General features: G+C 45.9%; 20 protein-coding genes and 1 other annotated feature. All 20 genes read right to left on the minus strand.

Annotated elements, in window-relative coordinates; all coding sequences use genetic code 11:
- Window positions 1–33: 33 nt before the first annotated feature.
- The gene (gene upp, locus ACVHUV_RS00725; protein ID WP_317944862.1) at window positions 34–663 is read right to left on the minus strand and encodes a uracil phosphoribosyltransferase; all 630 of its coding nucleotides are present in this window, start codon (window positions 661–663) and stop codon (window positions 34–36) included.
- 665 nt (window positions 664–1,328) lie between these two features.
- On the minus strand, window positions 1,329–2,582 hold the full coding sequence (gene glyA / locus ACVHUV_RS00730) for a serine hydroxymethyltransferase (protein ID WP_317944864.1): 1,254 nt from the start codon (window positions 2,580–2,582) through the stop codon (window positions 1,329–1,331).
- Between the two features lie 130 nt (window positions 2,583–2,712).
- Window positions 2,713–3,273, minus strand: coding sequence for a TIGR01440 family protein (locus ACVHUV_RS00735; protein ID WP_462085781.1), 561 nt, complete (start codon window positions 3,271–3,273; stop codon window positions 2,713–2,715).
- Window positions 3,274–3,281: 8 nt separating this feature from the next.
- On the minus strand, window positions 3,282–3,728 hold the full coding sequence (gene rpiB, locus ACVHUV_RS00740; RefSeq protein ID WP_462085782.1) for a ribose 5-phosphate isomerase B: 447 nt from the start codon (window positions 3,726–3,728) through the stop codon (window positions 3,282–3,284).
- A gap of 831 nt (window positions 3,729–4,559) precedes the next feature.
- Window positions 4,560–5,846, minus strand: coding sequence for a methyl-accepting chemotaxis protein (locus ACVHUV_RS00745; protein WP_317944870.1), 1,287 nt, complete (start codon window positions 5,844–5,846; stop codon window positions 4,560–4,562).
- Window positions 5,843–6,289, minus strand: coding sequence for a low molecular weight protein arginine phosphatase (locus ACVHUV_RS00750; protein WP_462085783.1), 447 nt, complete (start codon window positions 6,287–6,289; stop codon window positions 5,843–5,845). Before ACVHUV_RS00750 ends, ACVHUV_RS00745 begins: the two co-directional genes overlap by 4 nt.
- A 57-nt stretch (window positions 6,290–6,346) precedes the next feature.
- The gene (locus ACVHUV_RS00755; protein ID WP_317944873.1) at window positions 6,347–6,853 is read right to left on the minus strand and encodes a manganese efflux pump; all 507 of its coding nucleotides are present in this window, start codon (window positions 6,851–6,853) and stop codon (window positions 6,347–6,349) included.
- A gap of 82 nt (window positions 6,854–6,935) precedes the next feature.
- Window positions 6,936–7,958, minus strand: coding sequence for an L-threonylcarbamoyladenylate synthase (locus ACVHUV_RS00760; RefSeq protein WP_462085784.1), 1,023 nt, complete (start codon window positions 7,956–7,958; stop codon window positions 6,936–6,938).
- A 60-nt stretch (window positions 7,959–8,018) separates the two neighbouring features.
- A complete protein-coding gene (locus ACVHUV_RS00765) occupies window positions 8,019–8,606 on the minus strand; it encodes a stage II sporulation protein R (protein ID WP_462085785.1) in 588 nt (195 codons plus the stop codon).
- Between the two features lie 43 nt (window positions 8,607–8,649).
- The gene (gene prmC / locus ACVHUV_RS00770; protein ID WP_462085786.1) at window positions 8,650–9,549 is read right to left on the minus strand and encodes a peptide chain release factor N(5)-glutamine methyltransferase; all 900 of its coding nucleotides are present in this window, start codon (window positions 9,547–9,549) and stop codon (window positions 8,650–8,652) included.
- Window positions 9,491–10,567 (minus strand): peptide chain release factor 1, encoded by a 1,077-nt coding sequence (gene prfA / locus ACVHUV_RS00775; RefSeq protein ID WP_317944879.1) that lies wholly within the window; start codon window positions 10,565–10,567, stop codon window positions 9,491–9,493. Before prfA ends, prmC begins: the two co-directional genes overlap by 59 nt.
- A gap of 196 nt (window positions 10,568–10,763) precedes the next feature.
- Window positions 10,764–11,729 carry a VanW family protein gene (locus ACVHUV_RS00780; RefSeq protein WP_462085787.1) on the minus strand — a complete coding sequence of 322 codons (966 nt, stop codon included), beginning with the start codon at window positions 11,727–11,729 and terminating at the stop codon, window positions 10,764–10,766.
- Between the two features lie 121 nt (window positions 11,730–11,850).
- Window positions 11,851–12,453, minus strand: coding sequence for a thymidine kinase (locus ACVHUV_RS00785; protein WP_317944896.1), 603 nt, complete (start codon window positions 12,451–12,453; stop codon window positions 11,851–11,853).
- Between the two features lie 178 nt (window positions 12,454–12,631).
- On the minus strand, window positions 12,632–13,009 hold the full coding sequence (locus ACVHUV_RS00790; protein WP_462085788.1) for a nuclear transport factor 2 family protein: 378 nt from the start codon (window positions 13,007–13,009) through the stop codon (window positions 12,632–12,634).
- Between the two features lie 16 nt (window positions 13,010–13,025).
- On the minus strand, window positions 13,026–14,285 hold the full coding sequence (locus ACVHUV_RS00795; RefSeq protein WP_462085789.1) for an MFS transporter: 1,260 nt from the start codon (window positions 14,283–14,285) through the stop codon (window positions 13,026–13,028).
- A gap of 57 nt (window positions 14,286–14,342) precedes the next feature.
- Window positions 14,343–14,592 (minus strand) — a binding site (T-box leader).
- 456 nt (window positions 14,593–15,048) lie between these two features.
- Entirely contained in the window at window positions 15,049–15,264 is a 216-nt protein-coding gene (gene rpmE, locus ACVHUV_RS00800; protein WP_317944522.1) for a 50S ribosomal protein L31, read from the minus strand.
- A gap of 201 nt (window positions 15,265–15,465) precedes the next feature.
- The gene (gene rho, locus ACVHUV_RS00805) at window positions 15,466–16,749 is read right to left on the minus strand and encodes a transcription termination factor Rho (RefSeq protein WP_371390818.1); all 1,284 of its coding nucleotides are present in this window, start codon (window positions 16,747–16,749) and stop codon (window positions 15,466–15,468) included.
- A 645-nt stretch (window positions 16,750–17,394) separates the two neighbouring features.
- Window positions 17,395–18,360, minus strand: coding sequence for a class II fructose-bisphosphatase (glpX, locus tag ACVHUV_RS00810; RefSeq protein ID WP_317944526.1), 966 nt, complete (start codon window positions 18,358–18,360; stop codon window positions 17,395–17,397).
- A gap of 145 nt (window positions 18,361–18,505) precedes the next feature.
- On the minus strand, window positions 18,506–19,783 hold the full coding sequence (gene murA, locus ACVHUV_RS00815; RefSeq protein WP_317944528.1) for a UDP-N-acetylglucosamine 1-carboxyvinyltransferase: 1,278 nt from the start codon (window positions 19,781–19,783) through the stop codon (window positions 18,506–18,508).
- Between the two features lie 19 nt (window positions 19,784–19,802).
- Window positions 19,803–20,450, minus strand: coding sequence for a fructose-6-phosphate aldolase (gene fsa, locus ACVHUV_RS00820; RefSeq protein ID WP_462085790.1), 648 nt, complete (start codon window positions 20,448–20,450; stop codon window positions 19,803–19,805).
- Window positions 20,451–20,460 lie beyond the last annotated feature (10 nt).

Below are 20,460 nucleotides of genomic sequence, written 5' to 3' on the forward strand. Positions count from 1 at the left end.
ATTCACGCCTTCCCCCATTATTTTATCGCAATCTTATTTTGTGCCGAATAAACGGTCGCCCGCGTCTCCGAGTCCTGGTACGATATAGCCTTTTTCGTTCAGCTTTTCGTCCATCGCCGCGATATACACATCGATTTCCGGATGTGCATCCGTAAATACTTTAACGCCTTCAGGAGCAGCAATTAAACACATGAAACGGATGTTTTTTGCTCCGCGTTTTTTTAGTGAATTAACCGCCTCTACAGCCGTCCCACCTGTTGCTAACATCGGATCGACGACGATGAATTCGCGTTCCGCCACGTCAGATGGTAGCTTTACGAAATACTCGTGTGGCTGTAATGTTTCCGGATCACGGAACAAGCCGACATGTCCAACTTTTGCCGCTGGAATCAATTTCAAGATGCCATCAACCATCCCAATACCTGCACGGAGAATCGGAACAATCCCTAATTTCTTCCCTGCCAATACTTTCGATTTTGACATGCATACAGGCGTTTCTACATCGACTTCCTCTAAAGGAAGGTCGCGTGTAATTTCATACGCCATGAGTGTCGCCACTTCGTCAACGAGTTCACGAAACTCTTTCGTGCCGGTGTTAACGTCCCGGATGTGTGTCAATTTATGCTGGATGAGCGGATGATCGAATACGTGTACTTTTGCCATTGCTTATCGCTCCTTTTCGGAATGTCTCGTACATTATAACAGATAGTTACCAATACACACACCATCAACCGTAGTTTGTGTCAGATGTTGTTGAATGATGAATTATTTGAGGATTTTTTGTATTGATGATTTTGTGAAGAGGGAATTTTGGTAGAGAGCTAGCGAGTTCTTTTTGAGCGGATTGCTTCGGTCTGGAAGCAAAATGGACTAATCGACTGGCTAGCGTGGGTATTTTGTGTGTTTAATGACGCGAGAGATGCTGTTTTTCTGGGTTGCGTGTCGATATAATTTTTTATCGACACGGGACGGCCTGATTTTATGGCTCTCGCATCAATATAATTATTTATCGACGCAGGAGGTCCTGTTATTCCGGTTTGCGTGTCATTAGAGACTGGTTTATGACGCGGGAGGTCCTGTTTTTCCGGCTTGCGTGTCATTAAAACTATTTATCGACGCGGCGACTCCTCATTTGCTGGCTGGCGCGTCATTATCGGTATTGAGGAATGAGAGTGACCGCGGGCAAAACGACTTCTTCTCCCCCACTCTCCCTTTCGCGCAGAATGCTTTTGACAAATTAGCGCTTTGCTTCAATGGCCATCACTTGAAAACAAAACTCCCCTATCAAAAGAAAAACCCCGTTCTGCAAGAGAACGAGGCTGGTTTTATTATGCATATAGTGGGAATTTGTCTGTTAGTGCTTTGACGCGCTCTGCTGCTTCTTTTTTCGTTGCTTCGTCTTCGTGGTTTTTCAGAAGCTTCGCGATGATTGCACCGACTTCTTTCATTTCTTCTTCTTTGAAGCCGCGCGTTGTGACAGCAGGTGTTCCAATACGGATACCTGATGTGACGAATGGGCTTTCTGTATCGAAAGGAATCGTGTTTTTGTTTACTGTAATGCCGACTTCGTCTAGGACGTGTTCAGCGATCTTGCCTGTGATGCCAAGTGACTTCAAGTTGACAAGCAATAAATGATTGTCCGTTCCGCCAGATACGATGTCGACACCTTCTGCCATCAAACTGTCCGCAAGGGCTTTCGCGTTTTTCTTCACTTGCTGAATATGCGATTTAAACTCAGGCTTTTGGGCTTCGCCGAATGCAACCGCTTTGGCAGCGATGACGTGCATCAATGGACCACCTTGGATGCCAGGGAAGATCGTTTTATCGATTTTACGACCGAATTCAGCAGCGAATTCTTCATTCACAAGAATCAAACCGCCACGTGGCCCGCGCAACGTTTTATGCGTTGTCGATGTTACGAAATGTGCGTGTGGCACTGGGTTTGGATGCTCGCCCACTGCGACAAGTCCAGCGATGTGCGCCATATCAACCATTAAGTATGCACCGACTTCATCCGCGATTTCACGGAATTTCGCGAAGTCGATTTCGCGTGGGTAGGCACTTGCGCCTGCAACGATCATTTTTGGTTTGTGCTCGAGTGCTTTTTGACGAACGTCTTCGTAGTCGATGCGCTCGTCCGTTTCGCTTACTCCGTATTCCACGAAGTTGTAAAGGATACCAGAGAAGTTCACTGGACTACCATGCGTTAAGTGTCCACCGTGTGAAAGGTTCATTCCAAGCACTGTATCGCCTGGCTCAAGCACTGTGAAATAAACAGCCATGTTCGCTTGTGCACCGGAGTGGGCTTGGACGTTTGCATACGCTGCACCGAAGATTTCTTTTACACGGTCGCGCGCGATGTTTTCTACCACATCAACATGTTCGCATCCACCGTAGTAACGTTTGCCTGGATAGCCTTCTGCATATTTGTTTGTCAAATAGGAGCCTTGTGCTTCCATAACTGCTTCTGTTACGAAGTTTTCAGATGCGATTAACTCGATGTTTGCGTTCTGGCGATTTTTTTCCGCCATGATTGCTTCGAAAACTGCTGCGTCATCACGTTGTACATTGCTTAAATCCATGTTGTCATTTCCCCTTTATCATTTATATATCCGGAATCGGCGCCGTAAGCTTGTCCGGTATTTTGAACGCCCCGCTCTCACGTTCATTTCGCGAAAACGGAGCGGGCGCATCTAATTGGAAATCAGTCGTTCATTCTTCAATCGGATGTTTGTAAACTGCGCGTTCTCCACCGATTAGTTTCGGACGGGTTGTCGCAACGGTTACGATGGCGTCACCGATTTTTTTAATGGATGTACGTAGTGGGACAGCGACCGGTTTTAATTGCATTCCGATCAATGTCTGACCGATGTCGATTCCTGCATTGGCACGGATGGATTCGACGACAACTGCGTCTTTTAAATGTTCATATGCGTACGCTGACATAGAGCCCCCTGCCTTTACGACAGGTATGACAGAAACTGGGTCGAGATTGTACGCTTCTGCTGCTTTGCGCTCAATCGTCAATGCTCGGTTAATGTGTTCGCATCCTTGGAATGCCAAGTGGAGGGAATACTTTTTGGCAAATGCTTGCAACGGTTGGAACAAGGCTTCCGCTACTTCAAGTGCGCCGCCGGTACCAATTCGTTTGCCAGCAATTTCAGATGTTGAACAACCGATGACAAAGAACGTTCCAGGAATTAAATCGGTTTGTTCTGCCAATTCCGCAAGCAGTTGTTCAAGTTCGAGCTTATATAAGTTCATTGCATCCATTGTTCATTTCACCTCGATTCGTCTTCGAGCTCCGTTAATTTTGCGATGCGTCGCTGGTGGCGGCCGCCTTCAAAAGAAGTGTCCAACCATGCTGTCACGATTTCGCGTGCAAGTCCAGGACCAATTACTCTTTCGCCCATTGCGAGGACGTTCGAATCGTTATGGCCTCTCGTCGCTTTGGCGCTGAATACGTCATGGACAAGTGCGCATCGGATCCCTTTCACTTTATTGGCAGCAATGGACATACCAATTCCTGTGCCACAAATGAGAATCCCTTTGTCAAATTCCCCTTTTGCCACGCCATGTGCGACGGGCACTGCGTAATCCGGGTAGTCGACGGAAGCGTCTGAGTCTGGACCGAAATCCACATATTCTAGACCCAATTCCGATAATAAGTCCATAATTTCACGACGCAAGTTATTGCCGCCATGATCTGAAGAGATTGCGATTTTCATTGCGGTCCCTCTTTTCTTAATTTACTCACAACTAATTCTATCATTGTTCGACATAAAAACACAGCATCTGAATGATTATTTCGTGCTGTGAAATGAATGGCGAATCGCCATGTAGTGCTAATTCCACTGTACACTATCCGACTTGATGGGTAAATGATTCGATACTTGTATGGATTTGGTAGCTGCTTTTGGAGAGGTTTTGTTTATGCGGGGATTTGTGGCGTTATGCGGCGTTCGGCGGCATTATGCGGTGTTTTAAGGAATTTTGCTGTGTTTGGCAAAGTTATGCGGCGTTCGAGGGATTTATGCCGCGTTTTGAGAAAGTACGCGGCGTTTTCTTGATCCGCGGAGAGCAGTAACTCGTCAGCAATCTTGTCGCGCCACATGCACTTTACAAACTAAGGGTTGGTACAAGGCGAAATGCTATCATATTTTGGGTTATGCTGAGTTATAGGCATTTATGCGGCGTTTGCTTGTTCCGCGGGGAGCTGTAATTCATCAGCAATCTTGTCGCGCCATATGCACTTTACAAACTAAGGATTGGTACAAGGCGAAATGCTATTATCTCATGGGTTATGCTGAGTAATAGGCATTTATGCCGTGTTTAAAGGAATATTGCTGTGTTTGGCGAAGTTATGCGGCGTTCGAGGGATTTATGCCGCGTTTTGAGAAAGTATGCGGCGTTTGTTGTTCCGCGGGGAGCTGAAACTCATCAGCAATCTTGTCGCGCCACATGCACTTTACAAATCCTCACAACGATCAAAACCGTATAGAGCTACGTTTTTCGTACGTAGTTCCATACGGTTTTTCATTTATTCCACATATTTGCAATTACGAACGGTCAAATTGGTTGATCACTTTGTATAAGTCTTCCGATTGGCGTTTGAGTTGGATGGCCATGTCATCCGTTTTTTCGATTGACTTTACTTGTTCATCCGTTGCGGCACGTACTTCTTCAGCGCCGGCTGATGTTTCTTCTGCGATTGCTGCGACTTCTTGTGATTGTCTTGCCGTCGTTTCGATATTTGCTAATTGGTTCTCGACGAGTTCGGTTATTTGGACGACCGATGCCGCCATGCCGTTCACTTTTTCAGACATCGATTGGACACTGCTGCTCGTTGCGTCTGCACGATCCGCTTCGATAGCCGCTGTTTTAACTTGTTGCTCAATTTCTTTCACAACTTTGGAGACGTCTGTTTGAATCGTTTTCACGAGTTCATCGATACTGTGGACCGCTTTCGCACTTTCATCCGCCAGCACACGGACTTCTTCCGCCACGACCGCGAATCCTTTTCCATGTTCACCCGCACGTGCAGCTTCAATTGAAGCATTCAATGCAAGCAAGTTCGTTTGCCCTGCAATGCTGCCGACCAACTGAACAATTTCTCCGATTTTTTGTGCGTTATGATCCAACTCGCGAATCGTTCCGAGTGACTGCTCGCTTTGGTTGGACATGTCACGGATGCCATCGACGAGCGTTTTAAACACATTCGTCGTACGTTCGAGTTCTGCTAGCATTTCTTTTGAGCGGTCGGACGACTCCTCTGCACGGCTGCTCACTTCTGCAGCGAGCATTCTGACGTCTTCCATTGCCTCCGCCGTTTCTTGGATTGCCATCGCAGACGCTTCTGCACCTGAAGAAATTTCCATAATCGTCGATGCAACTGCATCCGCTTGTGTGGCAGCAGCGCTCGTTTCAGCGGACAACTGATCGACTGTTTTCGCCGTCTTTTCAAAATTCGTCTCAATTTCTCCAACAATCGTCCGTAAATTAACGACTAGATGTTGGAACGCTTCTGCAACCGAACGAATTTCATCCGAAGACTTCGGTAATGGGATATCCGCGCCAATTTTTCCATCCGCCACTTCAATCGCTGCAGCTTCCAAGTTTTGCAACGGTTTCGTCAAAATTGTTGAGAATAAGGCTGCTAAAATACCCGACCATAAAATTCCTAACGCATATGTAATTAATTCAAACAAAAAGGGTTGTACACCCGGAAAAAACGTCGGGCCAATATAATTAATAAATAATGCACTCGTTGAATACGTGACAATTGCTAAGATGGTCACGAATAAAACAAGTTTCTTCCGTAATCCAAACTTTTTTCCATTTTTCATCCTTCATCCTCCGTCAGCTTTGTCTTCAACTGTCCAATCAAAATGCTCAATTCGTCAAAAGTCTGTTCATACAGTTCCAGAGAACCGCCATAAGGATCTAGCACATCCCCGCCTTGATCCGGCCACACATACTCCTTCAACGTATATGTCTTCCCTGCCGCAAATGGAAAAGCAAGCAAAACCGCATTTTTGTGAGACGTTGTCATCGTCAAAACAAGGTCGGCCCATTCCAAGTTTTCAGCAGTCAACGCGGACGACACAGCGGTATAGGGCATGTCCGACCGTTTAATTACTGTTTCGGCATGCAAAGAAATCGGCAATCCGTCAAACGCATGGATTCCTGCCGATCGTACCGTGACTCCATCGATTTGTTTGGAACGCAAAATCGCTTCCGCCATCGGACTTCTACACGTATTTCCTGTACAAATAAAATAAATATTCATTCCATAATCACCTACTTATACCATACCTTATCTCTACGAATAAAGAAACAGATAATTTTAACGAAACCATGACATTATTCCCATGACTAGTAAAATACCGCCACAAGCCCTTCGTAACAGCGCTCCATTGCCAAGTTTTAGCTTTCTACCATAGTAAAGTGCCAAACAGGAGAAGATGAAAGTGAGAAAGCCGGATGCTAAGATGAACAGGATTTTATTCAATTGAAGCATGCCAAAAGAAACACTGACGGAAAATGTATCAAGACTGACCGCCAACGCGATAATACCAGGGTGCAATTGCCTCGTTAACTCCGAATTGGCATTGTCGTCTTGCAGCAACATATGCACACCAATTAAAGCCAGTAAAATCCCCGATAACAAATGGCTCCACGTCGAAAAAAGTTCTGCAGACCAATCACCCATGACAAATCCTATAAATGGAAACGCCATATTGAGCAACATCGTCCAAATGGCCAGCATCAATCTCGCTTTTCTTAATCGTAACAACGAATACACAATGATCACATCGATTGTCGTCACACTTGCCGCGATAATTTCTACCAATAAATTGACCTCCCAACTTCCGCATCCCCTCATCTTATGCGGCCCCTTGGGAGGTCATTCGTTCAATATTCAATTGTGTCAATTAAAACCGTTTGCCGTCCGCCGCTTTTAACAACCGGTTCATGACCGCTTCACCGACACCTGTTGAAGCAGTTTCCACAGCTAAAATGATATCTGCTTCCGTCTCATCACATTGCCGAATCGCGTTATACAAATTTGTCGCCATCGCTTGCTGATCGCTTCGTGCACCGACTGAAAAATACCAGTCCGCGCCACTATCGCGGTATTCATCCGGCCCAATGACCGCCACACGCTTGCCGTCTTCATGGATGGAAGAAACGGCACGTTGAATGACTGCTTCATCCGACTCAATTACATAAAGCGGAGATTCCGGCGCATAATGCATATACTTCATACCTGGCGCGCGTGGTGCTTCTCCTTCAGAAGTCTTGCTTTCTGCATGCACGGGTCCGATAACCGCTTCAATCATTTCTCGCGTCAAACCGCCCGGACGCAAAATCGTCGGCGGCTCCGTTGTCACGTCAAGCACGGTCGATTCCACACCGACGCCTGTCCGCCCCCCATCAACAATGAGAGGAATGCGGCCTTTCAAATCATGATACACATGTGCTGCTTCTGTCGGGCTCGGTTTACCGCTACGATTGGCACTTGGCGCGGCAAGAGGCCCGTCTAATGTGCGCAACAATTCAAGCGCAACGGGATGATCTGGCATACGTAGCCCGACCGTTTGAAAACCAGGTGTCGCATTTTCTGCAATGACACCCGGACGTTTGTGGAAAACGAGCGTCAGCGGACCTGGCCAATACCGTTCCATTAGCTTATTCGCAAGTTCGGGAACAATTACCGCATACTTATCCACATCTTCTTGACGTCCAATATGTACGATCAGTGGGTTGTCCGACGGGCGCCCTTTTGCGTCGTATATACGTTGGACAGCCGTCTCATCCGTCGCCAACGCACCTAGCCCGTAAACCGTTTCTGTCGGAAAAGCAACAACTTCCCCACTTTTTAAAATATCCACAGCCTGTTGATAACTTAGCGAGTTATCCATATGGTTATCCACTGAAACAATTTTTGTTTCCACGAATAAAACCTCCATTTATACACATTTCAATTCACTTATCCACAATTAAAGTGGATAACTTTACGAAAACAACGACTTTATCCACTCCCAAATAAAGAACGTTACCTTTTCCTCTTTTTCTTCATCCACTTTCTTTTCCGTTTCTTGCTCCGGAAAACAGACATTCGGGAACAAGCCACACCACCAATTGTCGCCACGCCCACTGCCGATTGTTAACACGTATGCATCATACGGCGCTTGCGGCGTAATGACGAGGCCAGACCGTTTTGGCGGGAACAATGTTGCTTTTCGTTCAAATTGCACATCTTGTCCATCCGCCATTTGTTGTGCAATACGATAAATCTCTTCATCTACTTCTTCCAAGTTATCCACAATGTCCGCATTAGACGTTGCCTGACTGACTGCATTGTGTATAAGCGGCGCAATTGCCTGTTGAATCGATTCTTTCAACTGCTGATCCGCTGGTGTATTCGAATGCGCAACAACACGGAACCGGATTTCCTTCGCCTGTTCAGGTTGTGGTTGTATAAAAAGCATCAAAGCGGACTGGATTAGAAATAAGATCAGCATGAATTCAACGACTGCCACCACTTTACCCATCCGCTTTGTACGTGTATGCAAATTACTAATTTCATAGTCTTGTAACATCTCGATTCCCTCCTGCCCTCATTGTTACCAGGAGCAGGATCGTTTATTCATCAATCTCGCAAAATATCATTCGATCTTTTCCGTTAATATCTTTGACAATTGAAACACGTGCTGCAGGGAAGGCATTTTCAAAGAGACGCGCAACTGCAGGACCTTGCTGATAGCCAATTTCAAGGCCGATGACTGAAGGTGCATTCATGAGCGGCGGCAAGTTTTCCGCCAGCTTCTTATAAAAGAAAAGCCCATCGTCCTCTGCGAACAATGCGCCATGCGGCTCAAAATCGAGAACCGTCCGCGACATATCCACGGACTCCTCAACAGCAATATAAGGAGGGTTCGATAAGACGATATCCCATTTTTCCATCGCAATCGGATTCGTTAAGTCCCCTTGCCGGAAGTCGATTGATACACCGTTCCGACATGCATTGCGCTTCGCCACTTCAAGCGCCGCCTCACTAATATCGACCGCCGTTACCATTGCGTTCGGTCGTTCTTTTTTGTAGGCAATCGCGATTGCGCCACTCCCGGTACCGATATCTGCCACGCGTGCATCTTCAGGCAGGTGCTTGCTTCGTTCAAGCGCGCCGAAAACAAGCTCCTCCGTTTCAGGACGCGGGATGAGGACATGCTCATTCACCTCGAAGGACAGTCCGTAAAACATTTCTGTCCCGATAATATGTTGGACAGGTTTCCCCGTTAACAGCTGTTCGGTTTGATTCCAAAAATCGGTTTGCTGTTCAGGCGTGAGCGGTTCACGTAAATCAGCAAGCAACGAAGCCCCTGATTTGTTTGTAACATGTTCCATCAGGAGCTGCGCAGCGTTTTCATCGAGATTGTTTGACGCTAGGCGCGTCTTCGCTCGTTGGAGCGCTTCATAAATTTTTTCAGTCATGCTGATCCAAACTTTCCAGTCGTCTCGCTTGGTCTTCCATAATGAGTGCATCGATCACTTCATCCATTTTCCCTTCGATGATTTGATCGAGTTTTTGGATCGTCAAGCCGATACGGTGGTCGGTTACGCGGTTTTGTGGGAAGTTGTACGTGCGAATCCGTTCAGAACGGTCCCCTGTTCCGACTGCGGATTTCCGTTTTTCATCATACTCCGCTTGCGCTTCTTGCATGAACTTGTCGTAGATGCGGGCACGCAATACTTTCATTGCCTTTTCTTTGTTTTTAATTTGCGATTTTTCATCTTGGCACGAAACGGTAATGCCTGTCGGTAAATGCGTCAAACGGACGGCAGACATCGTCGTGTTAACGGATTGCCCACCCGGACCTGAAGATGCAAACGTATCTGTCCGGATATCTTTTTCATGAATATCAATTTCGACTTCCTCGGCTTCCGGTAGCACGGCGACAGTGGCAGTGGACGTATGAATGCGCCCGCCCGATTCAGTTTCGGGTACACGTTGCACACGATGCGCACCGTTTTCATACTTCAATTTTGAATACGCCCCGTTCCCGTTAATCATAAAAATGATTTCCTTGAAGCCACCAAGCTCCGTCGGCGACGAATCCATCACTTCCACCCGCCAATTGTTCGTTTCTGCAAAACGGCTATACATCCGGTACAAGTTCCCAGCAAACAGCGCCGCCTCGTCCCCACCAGCAGCCCCACGAATCTCCATAATAACGTTTTTATCATCATTTGGATCCTTCGGCACAAGCAGCATCTTTAACCTAATTTCAAGCGCTTCAATCTGCTCATCCAACTCACTAATTTCCATCTTGACGAGCTCTCTCATCTCATCATCCAACGATTCCTCAAGCATCTCTTTCGCACTTTTGAACTGCGAAGTCAGCTCTTTATATTCACGATACGCATCGACCGTATCCTGCAAATCGGACTGCTCCTTCGAATACGTCCGCAACTTCGTCATGTCACTCACAATTTCCGGATCACTTAACAATTCATTCAACCGATCATAACGATCCTCAACGGCTTGCAGCCTATCAAACATACACGCACACCTCAAATTTCTCAGTCATATAGTAAGTTTATTGTACGGCAATAAGCCCCCAAAATACAGTAATTTCTCCCCATTTTTACGGGGACAGTCCCCCACACAAATGCCAATCTTCCGAATTAAACCGGGGACAGGCACCAGAACAATTGGGAATGTTGCGAATTGCGCCGGGGACTGTCCCCGAAACAATTCACAACGCACGACTATGTTTTTGCGAAGTCCTGAATTCGATGGTGAGGGAGTTTTTGTTGTAGATTGTTTTGATGAGGAACGGAACTTCAGAAGTATTTTGGAATCTAAAATCCAGTCCGCCGTATGACACAGTGGCGTCTCTTCCTTTAGGAACGTAGCCGATATCGAGGGAGTGGTGGTGTCTTTCGACATAGTTCACGGGTAGTTGATCCACTGCATTGAACAACGTTGAGGATGTTTGGCAGACGCCTCCTCCGATGCCCATAACAAGTTCTTTGTTTACGATTTCCGGAGCGGGTTGGTAGCCGCTAGCTTCATCTCGCGGACCGACGACGGTATTGAAGGAAAAGTAGTCACCGCTTCCGATAATGACATTGTTAATTGCCAAGGCGGACAGTTCAATATTTTTGTTCCGGCCGGTTTCAGCTGGATTAAAATACGTTGTGTAGGTTGCGACGACGACTTCGTCTAAATAAGGGACATCTTCGGGATCATAGTCACTTTCAATGATATCAATCGGAAGTTCAACCTTTCCACCTTCCACAGAAGCCGCTAAAATCCGTTCCACCAATACGCGTTCCCGCAGCAAGATTAACGGACTCCCTTTCACGACGTTGCCTTTGTCATCCAACTTATCCAAAACCATTCTTCGGTCGTATCCTTCCGCATCTTCCGTCCCTCTTGCCAAATTTCTCGCCAACTTTTCGATGGTCTGTTGATAGCTCACACGATCTGTTTCAAATTCTATTTCAGTCGGCTTAATCGTGTGGATAACTTCCGAAGTTGACGGATCGACAAGTTCAACAATTACGGGTTCCTGTTCAATTTCTTGCTGTGGTTTCTCCGTTTCCTCTTGCTTTTCCTCAACAACCGGCGCTTCCACTTGTTCAACAGCCGTTTCTTCCTCACAACCCATAAGTACAATGGCGAGACTGAGGGAAAAGATGCATTTCCATTTGTTCATACGTTCTCCTACTTTCAATATGCTCTTAATGCCCTTCATAGTATTCAGCCAAAGCCCTTTTGTGTGCATTTCATTCCACAAAAAAGACAATATGGAGGTTGTCCATATTGCCCACATTCTCTTATTTCGCTGCAACGTTCGCTGTTACGCCATTTGGTACTTCGTGATGCAAGCGACATCTTGCTTCATACGCTTCCGATGCGCCAACGAGGATAATCGGATCATCATAGCCTGCCGGTTTCCCATTAATGAGTCGTTGCGTACGGCTTGCAGGTGATCCACAAACTGTGCATACCGCTTGAAGTTTTGTAACGTTTTCCGCAACTGCCATCAATTGCGGCATCGGACCGAATGGCTCGCCACGGAAATCTTGGTCAAGTCCCGCAATAATGACACGAAAACCACGATCCGCAAATTCCATCACAACATCTACAATGCCTTCGTCAAAAAATTGCGCTTCGTCAATTGCGATAATATCGTAGTCTTCTGTAATGAACTGCTCAATTTGCGTCGATTCTGCGACCGGCGTTGCAATGACTGTCGTTCCATTATGGCTGACGACCGCTTCCTCACTATATCGATCATCGATTTCAGGTTTGAACACGGCAATTTTCTGTTTCGCGAATTGCGCACGTCGCACTCTTCGAATCAATTCCTCAGATTTCCCCGAAAACATACTTCCACAAATCACTTCAATCCATCCGCCTTGCATTGATACGTACATGTTGGTTCCCCTTTCACTTCTACCTTTATATGGACTTCCATCTATCGTCATAGGAATGTCTATCATACACCAAATCGAAGTGAAAAGGACGTCTTTTATTTCTTGTAAAAATATGTTATGCGTCAATACAGGACTTGTCATTCAAGCAACTAAAACTACTCTTTGTTAATAAAAACCTTTACCTTTCTAACTCAATATATTCCCTTAACAATTTCCACTCACCCTCCTCTTTTCTCCAAATGAACATACACTGAGCGCAATATGGTTCATTATTTATCAAATTGGTCTCTCTTCCTACAACAATCATTTCATCTCCATTTTTTCGTTCAGTTACGCAAAATGTTTCAAAACTTTTCTCTGCTTTCCCATACTGACATAATACATCGTCTAGGTCATAGTTGTAGCCGTACTCATCCGGTTTATTTAAATTAGCGTGCGCCCAATATCCAACAAATTCAGGAGACATGTAATGCCTAATCCCCTCTCCGTTTTTGCTGATAAATCCTTCATTCCAAGCAGCGAAATATTCATCCAATACCTTTTGTATATTCTCCATTTGACTCCCACCCCATCTATTTTTCTACTTGTTCGTAAACACGCTCTCCACTTGCTAAATAATAATGTACCTTCGCTGGTAGTACATTACAAACAAATAACACACAAGCGACAACTCCCATACATAATGCCCCTGAAACAACAACAAATCGAATGGACATCAACTCAGTAGCAAGTCCAAATATTGCGGTTGCTACGATAATGAGAAATGCTTCCACTAGCCCATAAATACTTCCGATCCGCCCCATTATCTCTACCGGAATAGTATTTTGGTAAAACGTATAAAAGCCCGTATTGGCAAACGCCGTCGCAAATGATAGGACGAAACAACCAATTGCAGCAAGGACAAATCCGTTCGATAGTGTAAATACGATATACCCTGTAGCCGTTACAATAGATCCCATTCCGATTAGCCAAGAGGTACGTAATTTCTCAACAACGGCTGTATTCAGCAATGAGCCGACGACTACCCCTGCACCTGCAATACTTACTAACACGCCGTATTCGCCTTCCGTCAGCAACAGGATTTGTGTAGCGAATGCAGCTTCTAAAGAGTCCGTTGCTGTCATTAGCACAATTGTGAGACTGAACAAGAAATAGATAAGCATAATGTAGGCGTTGGCTTTACTGAACTTTGCAACGAGTTGCCAGTCGGTTTTCAATACTGTTACAGATCGTGTTTTTGCTAATCGGGCTGGTTCTTCACGTATGTCGACAGTCGGCATGGCGAATGTAATGATTGCTGACATCAACAGCGCTAAAGCATTACAATAAATTGCAAGATTGGGTGTTCCAATTGTAAACAGCATACCTGCGATTGCTGGGCCCGTCAAAAATGCGCCAGAATCCAGTAAACTTCGCAGTGCGTTGAACCTTTTTCTTTGGTCAATTGGTAGTAGTTTCGTCAAGTATGCCATTGATGTCGGTTGATACATGGAACTACCAATTGTAATTATAAATACGAGTAAATAAATGATTGGTATCGACGGGAATAGTGGAAGTACCGCGATGAATAAAGCTTGCATGAAATTCAGTATCATCATCAAGTATTTTTTGTTTACTCGATCAATAAGACTGCCCGCCCAGCTATTCGTGAATACCGTGGAGACTGCACGAATGATATAGAGTCCTGAAACAGCGAGTGCTGATTTTGTCAGGTCCAAGACAATTAGATTGAGTGCGATGAAATAGATCCAACTGCCAACACTTGAAACTCCTATGCTGCACAAAAAGATGGCAGGATACCGCCATGATGTTGGTACGAATGCTCCCCTCATTTACACAACCCCTCTCATTATTGACCAATAAAAAAAATCCCACCTCCAAGAATTGATCTTGGAGGCGAGATTAACCAATCGCGGTGCCACCCCAGTTTATTAATATGTCACCATATTAACCTTATCAGGTACGTTTACATAAATACCCTAGCTCTATAACAGGAGCTCCTGTCACGCCATCCCCTTACACACGGTTTCGGCATGCTGCTCAGAGGCTTGTTTCAATAACGTTTCCTTACTCCTTTTCAGCTAACGGAGCTCTCTGTAAAGAAAAACGATTATCTACTCTTCTCTTCAGTGCATGTAGTTTTAGGAATAGTACCACTTTTGATTGTTTATGTAAAGAAGCCTTTTGTGGAGTTCAGTAGCGTTATGCGGCGTTTTGTGAAGTTATGCCGCGTTCTCGTCGATTTTGCGGAGTTTCGCGGAGTTATGAGGTGTTCCAACCAGTTATGCGGCGTTTGACGAAGTTATGCGGCGTTCTATCCAGTTATGCGGTGTTTGAGGAAGTTATGCTGCGTTCCAGCCAGTTATGCGGCGTTTGACTGAGTTTTGCTGCGTTCCAACGGATTATGCTCCGTTCAGGAAATTTTTCCGCCGTTTAACCGCCTAAAACAGTATGCAGCAACCGCGGTGATCGCTTATTGGAACGCATCCATCCCATTCGCGCCAAATGCCTTTGACACATCAAAAGCAATTCAGTCTTAAACATTTTTACACACATAAAAACCCGCTGGCATAATACCAGCGGGTTGAATCAATCTTATTCTTGGCCTTCTTCTTTGAAGCCATATTTCTTGTTGAAGCGGTCGATACGTCCGTCCGCTGCAGCGAATTTTTGGCGTCCAGTGTAGAATGGGTGGCATTCTGAACAAACTTCTACGCGAATGTCCTCTTTAACAGAGCCTGTTTCGAATGTGTTACCACATGAACAAGTGACAGTTGCAAGTTTGTAATTTGGATGAATTCCTGCTCTCATCGGTCTCTCTCCTCTCGCCCTGAACCATCTGGAACAGAGTATGTTTTAAAGGTCTTGCATAAGACTGATGCCTTACACGGTCCGTATATGTCAACCGTATATGCAGCAAATTTATTGAAACCTTACTCAAATAGTATAGCAAATCTGCTGGGACGACGCAACTGTTTCCTCTTTTATTCAGAAAAAGCATGTTTGCCTACTTTACAACAAACCTTTGCCGTTACGATGCGCTTTCATTTCTTCATTCAACTTATCAAAGAACTCCTCATTCGACTTCGATTGGCGTAACTTTTTCAAGAAACGTTCTGCAAAATCGGATGCATCTGAGAACGTTTTACGGATCGCCCACAGTTTTTCAAGCTGACTTGAGGGAATTAACAACTCTTCTTTACGTGTGCCCGAACGACGGATGTCGAGTGCCGGGAAGATACGACGCTCTGCCAGGCTCCGATCTAGATGCAACTCCATATTACCCGTTCCTTTGAATTCCTCATAAATGACTTCATCCATCCGCGAGCCCGTATCAATCAACGCTGTCGCCAGAATTGTTAAGCTACCGCCTTCTTCAAGGTTACGTGCAGCCCCGAAAAATCTCTTTGGACGGTGGAACGCCGCAGGATCAATCCCGCCTGAAAGTGTCCGACCACTTGGTGGAATGACCAAGTTGTACGCACGCGCAAGACGCGTAATCGAGTCCATAAGAATGACGACGTCCCGTTTATGTTCAACGAGGCGCATCGCTCGCTCCAAAACGAGTTCCGCAACTTTCACGTGGTTTTCCGGCACTTCATCAAAAGTCGAACTCACAACGTCCGCCTTTACAGACCGTTCAATGTCCGTCACCTCTTCCGGTCGTTCATCGATCAGGAGAACGATCAGTTCAGCTTCGGGATGGTTTGTTGTAATCGCGTTCGCAATTTCTTTCAACAGCATTGTTTTCCCCGCTTTTGGAGGTGCCACAATCAAGCCACGTTGTCCGAAACCTACAGGCGAAACGAGGTCCATGATCCGCGTAGATAATTTTGAAGGAATCGTTTCCAAATTGATGTGCCGCTCTGGATAAAGTGGTGTCAACGCCGGGAAGTGAACGCGTTCACGGGCAACTTCAGGATTTTCTCCATTGACCGCTTCCACTTGCAATAAACCATAATACCGTTCGTTTTCTTTCGGCGGGCGCACTTTTCCAGTTACCTTGTCCCCGTTACGCAAGTCAAAACGTCTAATTTGCGATGCAGAAATATAAATATCCTCTGAACTCGGTGAGTAGTTGATGGGGCGTAAAAAGCCATACCCTTCCGACTGGATGATTTCTAAAATCCCTTCCATGAAGAAGAAACCTTCTTGTTCTGCTCTTGATTTTAAGATGGCAAAAATGAGTTCTTTTTTCGTAAGTTTACTGTAATACGTAATCTTGTATTCCTTTGCTAGCTCGTATAACTCTTTGAGAGTCATATTTTCCAAACTGGCGATTGTTAATATCGACATATTCCGTTATGCACCACTCTTTAGTAAATTTAGTTTTTTGAGGTCTTATCGAGTATCGGGTAGGTGAAGCTCACTAGAAGTGTGCCCGGGGATTACCGGACGATGAGGCAAGCTAGTATTGTTTTGTGTATAGTGTTTCGTTGTTTGTAAGATTTCATACGTTTCGTTACTATATTATCATTTCGGGAAGAATATAAGTAGTTATTTTTTAGAGGGCATTCGTTTGGAATGCCCTCCTTTATTATGTTGGATCGTCGCGGCTAAACGCCCACCGCTTTTGTTTCATCCAGCTACGGGCGGCAGGCTCTCGGGTCGCTTCAGAATTGAAATAAAGGCAAAGTGCGCCTTTTTTTCAATTCTTCCGACGTACACGATGTACTAGTGCCGACGTTGCCACAGGACGTGGCGCACTTAGCCGGCCAGCGCCTGTCGAGCCTAAGCGCCGCCCTCCGCTTTTGTTAGCATCCAGCTGCGGGCGCTAGCTGCTCGGGTCATAAGTCAGCTCTGCTGCATGGCAAAGAGCGCCATTTCGCATTTCTGTCTTATGCCTGAGGCCGGCACGATGCCGGTCATGCAGTCGTTGCCACAGGACGTGGCGCACTTAGACTGCAAACCTCTGTCTGAGCAAGCGCCCTCCGCTTTAGTTTAGTCTTCCATTACGAGATTCGGTTTCTTCTTCAAGCTGTGGCGGCCTTCTACGAATCGGATGGTGCCGGATTTGGAGCGCATGACGAGTGAGTGGGTTTCACTGTAGCCGCCTTTTAGTTGGACGCCGCGGAGGAGTTCTCCGTCGGTTACGCCGGTTGCAGCGAAGATGGCGTCGTCGCCTTTGACGAGGTCGTCCATGTATAGGATTTTGTTGACGTCGATGCCCATTTTTTCGCATCGTGCACGTTCTTCATCGTTTGATGGAACGAGACGTCCTTGGATTTCGCCGCCTAGGCATTTGAGTCCAACCGCTGCGATAACGCCTTCAGGAGCACCGCCGAGGCCAAAGAGGATATCTACGCCCGTATTGTCGAATGCTGTGTTAATTGCAGCTGCAACGTCTCCATCATTGATGAGCTTGATGCGAGCGCCTGCTGCTCGTATTTCTTCAATAATTTTTCCATGACGTTCACGGTTGAGGACAGTTGCCACAACTTCATCAATCGATTTGTTTTTCGCTTTGGCTACGGCATGCAGATTTTCGGTTACAGAAGCGTCGATGCTAATCTTTCCTACCGCTTCAGGACCTACTGCGATTTTGTCCATGTACATGTCTGGCGCGTTGAGCAAATTGCCTTTGTCCGCAATCGCGATAACTGCGAGTGCGTTCCAGCCACCAGAAGCAACGATGTTCGTTCCTTCAAGCGGATCGACTGCCACGTCAACTGCCGGACCATGTCCTGTCCCTAATTCTTCACCGATATATAGCATCGGTGCTTCATCCATTTCGCCTTCACCAATAACGACGACTCCTTGCATCGGAATCGTATCAAACACAGTACGCATCGCTGTCGTCGCGGCGTCATCCGCTTCGTTTTTCAAACCGCGTCCCATCCAGCGTGATGCCGAGATAGCTGCTGCTTCTGTTACACGTACCAATTCCATCGATAAACTGCGTTCCATTATGATTGTTCCTCCCGTTATACGCTTTACAACTACAAGCTAAATAATTTGTCATTGTTCAGTATAGCATATTGTGAACGTGCCGTTTTTTGTCAATTCGCCAAGTTTTCAGCTGTTCATTCACACGAAAAACTCGACATGTTCTTTATTCGGTAATGACGGCATTTTCGGCGACGGTTTCTTTGCGAATATCCGCTCCAATGCCACGAAGCTTTTCGATAATCGAACTATAGCCTCGTTCGATGTGTACGATTTCCTGAATTTCCGTTTCCCCTTTAGCAATCAACCCTGCAATGACAAGTGCTGCCCCTGCTCGTAAATCGGAAGCACGGACGGTTGCCCCTTCCAATGGGGTTGGTCCGCTCAATAACACCGATTGGCCTTCCACTTTCCCATCGGCATTCATTCTACGTAATTCGTCGATTTGTTTAAAACGGGCTGAATAGATGGTGTCGGAAATGACGGAAGAACCTTCTGCCTGTGTCAGTAAAACGGAGAATGGTTGCTGAAGATCGGTCGGAAACCCTGGATAGACAAGCGTTTTCACATCGACTGCCTGTAATTTATTCGCCTTCGGAATGAAGATCTGTTCTTCACGCTCTTCAACAGTAACACCCATTTCACGAAGTTTTGCGGTCAATGCTTCGACGTGGAATGGAATGACATTATCGATTGTAATGCCGTCACCCGCAGCAGCTGCCATGATCATGAACGTTCCTGCTTCGATACGGTCCGGTATAATCGTATGTTTGGTACCGTGAAGCTTCTCCACGCCTTCGATTCGGATGACATTCGTCCCTGCGCCTTTAATGTTTGCGCCCATATTCGTTAAAAGCGTTGCCACATCAATGATCTCAGGTTCTTTTGCCGCATTCTCGATAATGGTGCGTCCTTTGGCAAGTACAGCTGCAAGCATAATATTGATCGTCGCGCCTACACTAACGACATCCAAATAGATTTTAGCTCCACGAAGTTCGTCGGCACGTAAATAGATGGCACCGTGCTCATTTGTCACTTTTGCCCCTAACGCTTCAAACCCTTTAATATGTTGGTCAATCGGACGAGGACCTAAATGGCATCCACCTGGTAACCCGATTGCCGCATGCTTGAAACGGCCTAACATCGCACCCATTAAATAATACGATGCTCTCAGCTTTTTCACTTTACCGTTAGGAAGTGGCATCGCAATCATTTCAGTTGGGTCGATCGTCATGTTCCCATTTTGGAAATCCACTTTACCGCCAATGTCTTCAAGGAGTGCTTGAAGGGTGAAGACGTCCGAGATTTCAGGAAGTCCATCAATTGTTACGGGAGAATCTGCCAAGATGGATGCCGGGATTAAAGCGACGGCGCTATTTTTTGCACCGCTCACTTTGATAGTTCCTTGTAAAGGGTTACCGCCTTTAATTTTATAAACGTCCATGTCAGTCTCCTTTAATAAATCACTTGTTCTTTCTTGCTTCCCAGTCTGCAAGGAATTGTTGGATACCTTTGTCTGTCAACGGGTGATTGAACAATTGCTTGAGCACGTTGAAAGGAGTTGTTGCAATGTGCGCTCCGGCTAATGCTGAATCTGTAATATGTTGCGGGCTCCGGATGGACGCTGCAATAATTTGTGTATCCATGTCATGGATTGTGAAAATGTCCGCAATCGTGCTAATTAGTTGGATACCTTCTTGACCGATATCATCTAATCTGCCGAGGAATGGAGAGACATACGTTGCGCCAGCGCGGGCAGCAAGCAATGCTTGGTTCGCACTGAAAATGAGTGTAACGTTCGTTTTAATGCCCTCTTGAGCGAAAACTGAACACGCTTTTAAACCTTCCGGTGTCATCGGTAGCTTCACGGTAATATTTGGAGCGATTTTTGCAAGCTCGCGCCCTTCTTTAATCATACCTTCTGCGTCTAACGCAATAACTTCTGCACTGACAGAACCGGGTACGAGTGCTGTAATTTCACGTAGTCTGTCGTGGAATGAAATATTCTCTTTCGCCACTAAAGATGGGTTCGTTGTAACACCTGATAGAATTCCCCAACTATGTGCTTCTTTAATTTCCTCAAAGTTTGCTGTATCAATAAAAAATTTCATTTTCAACTTC

The organism is Sporosarcina saromensis, assembly GCF_054901285.1.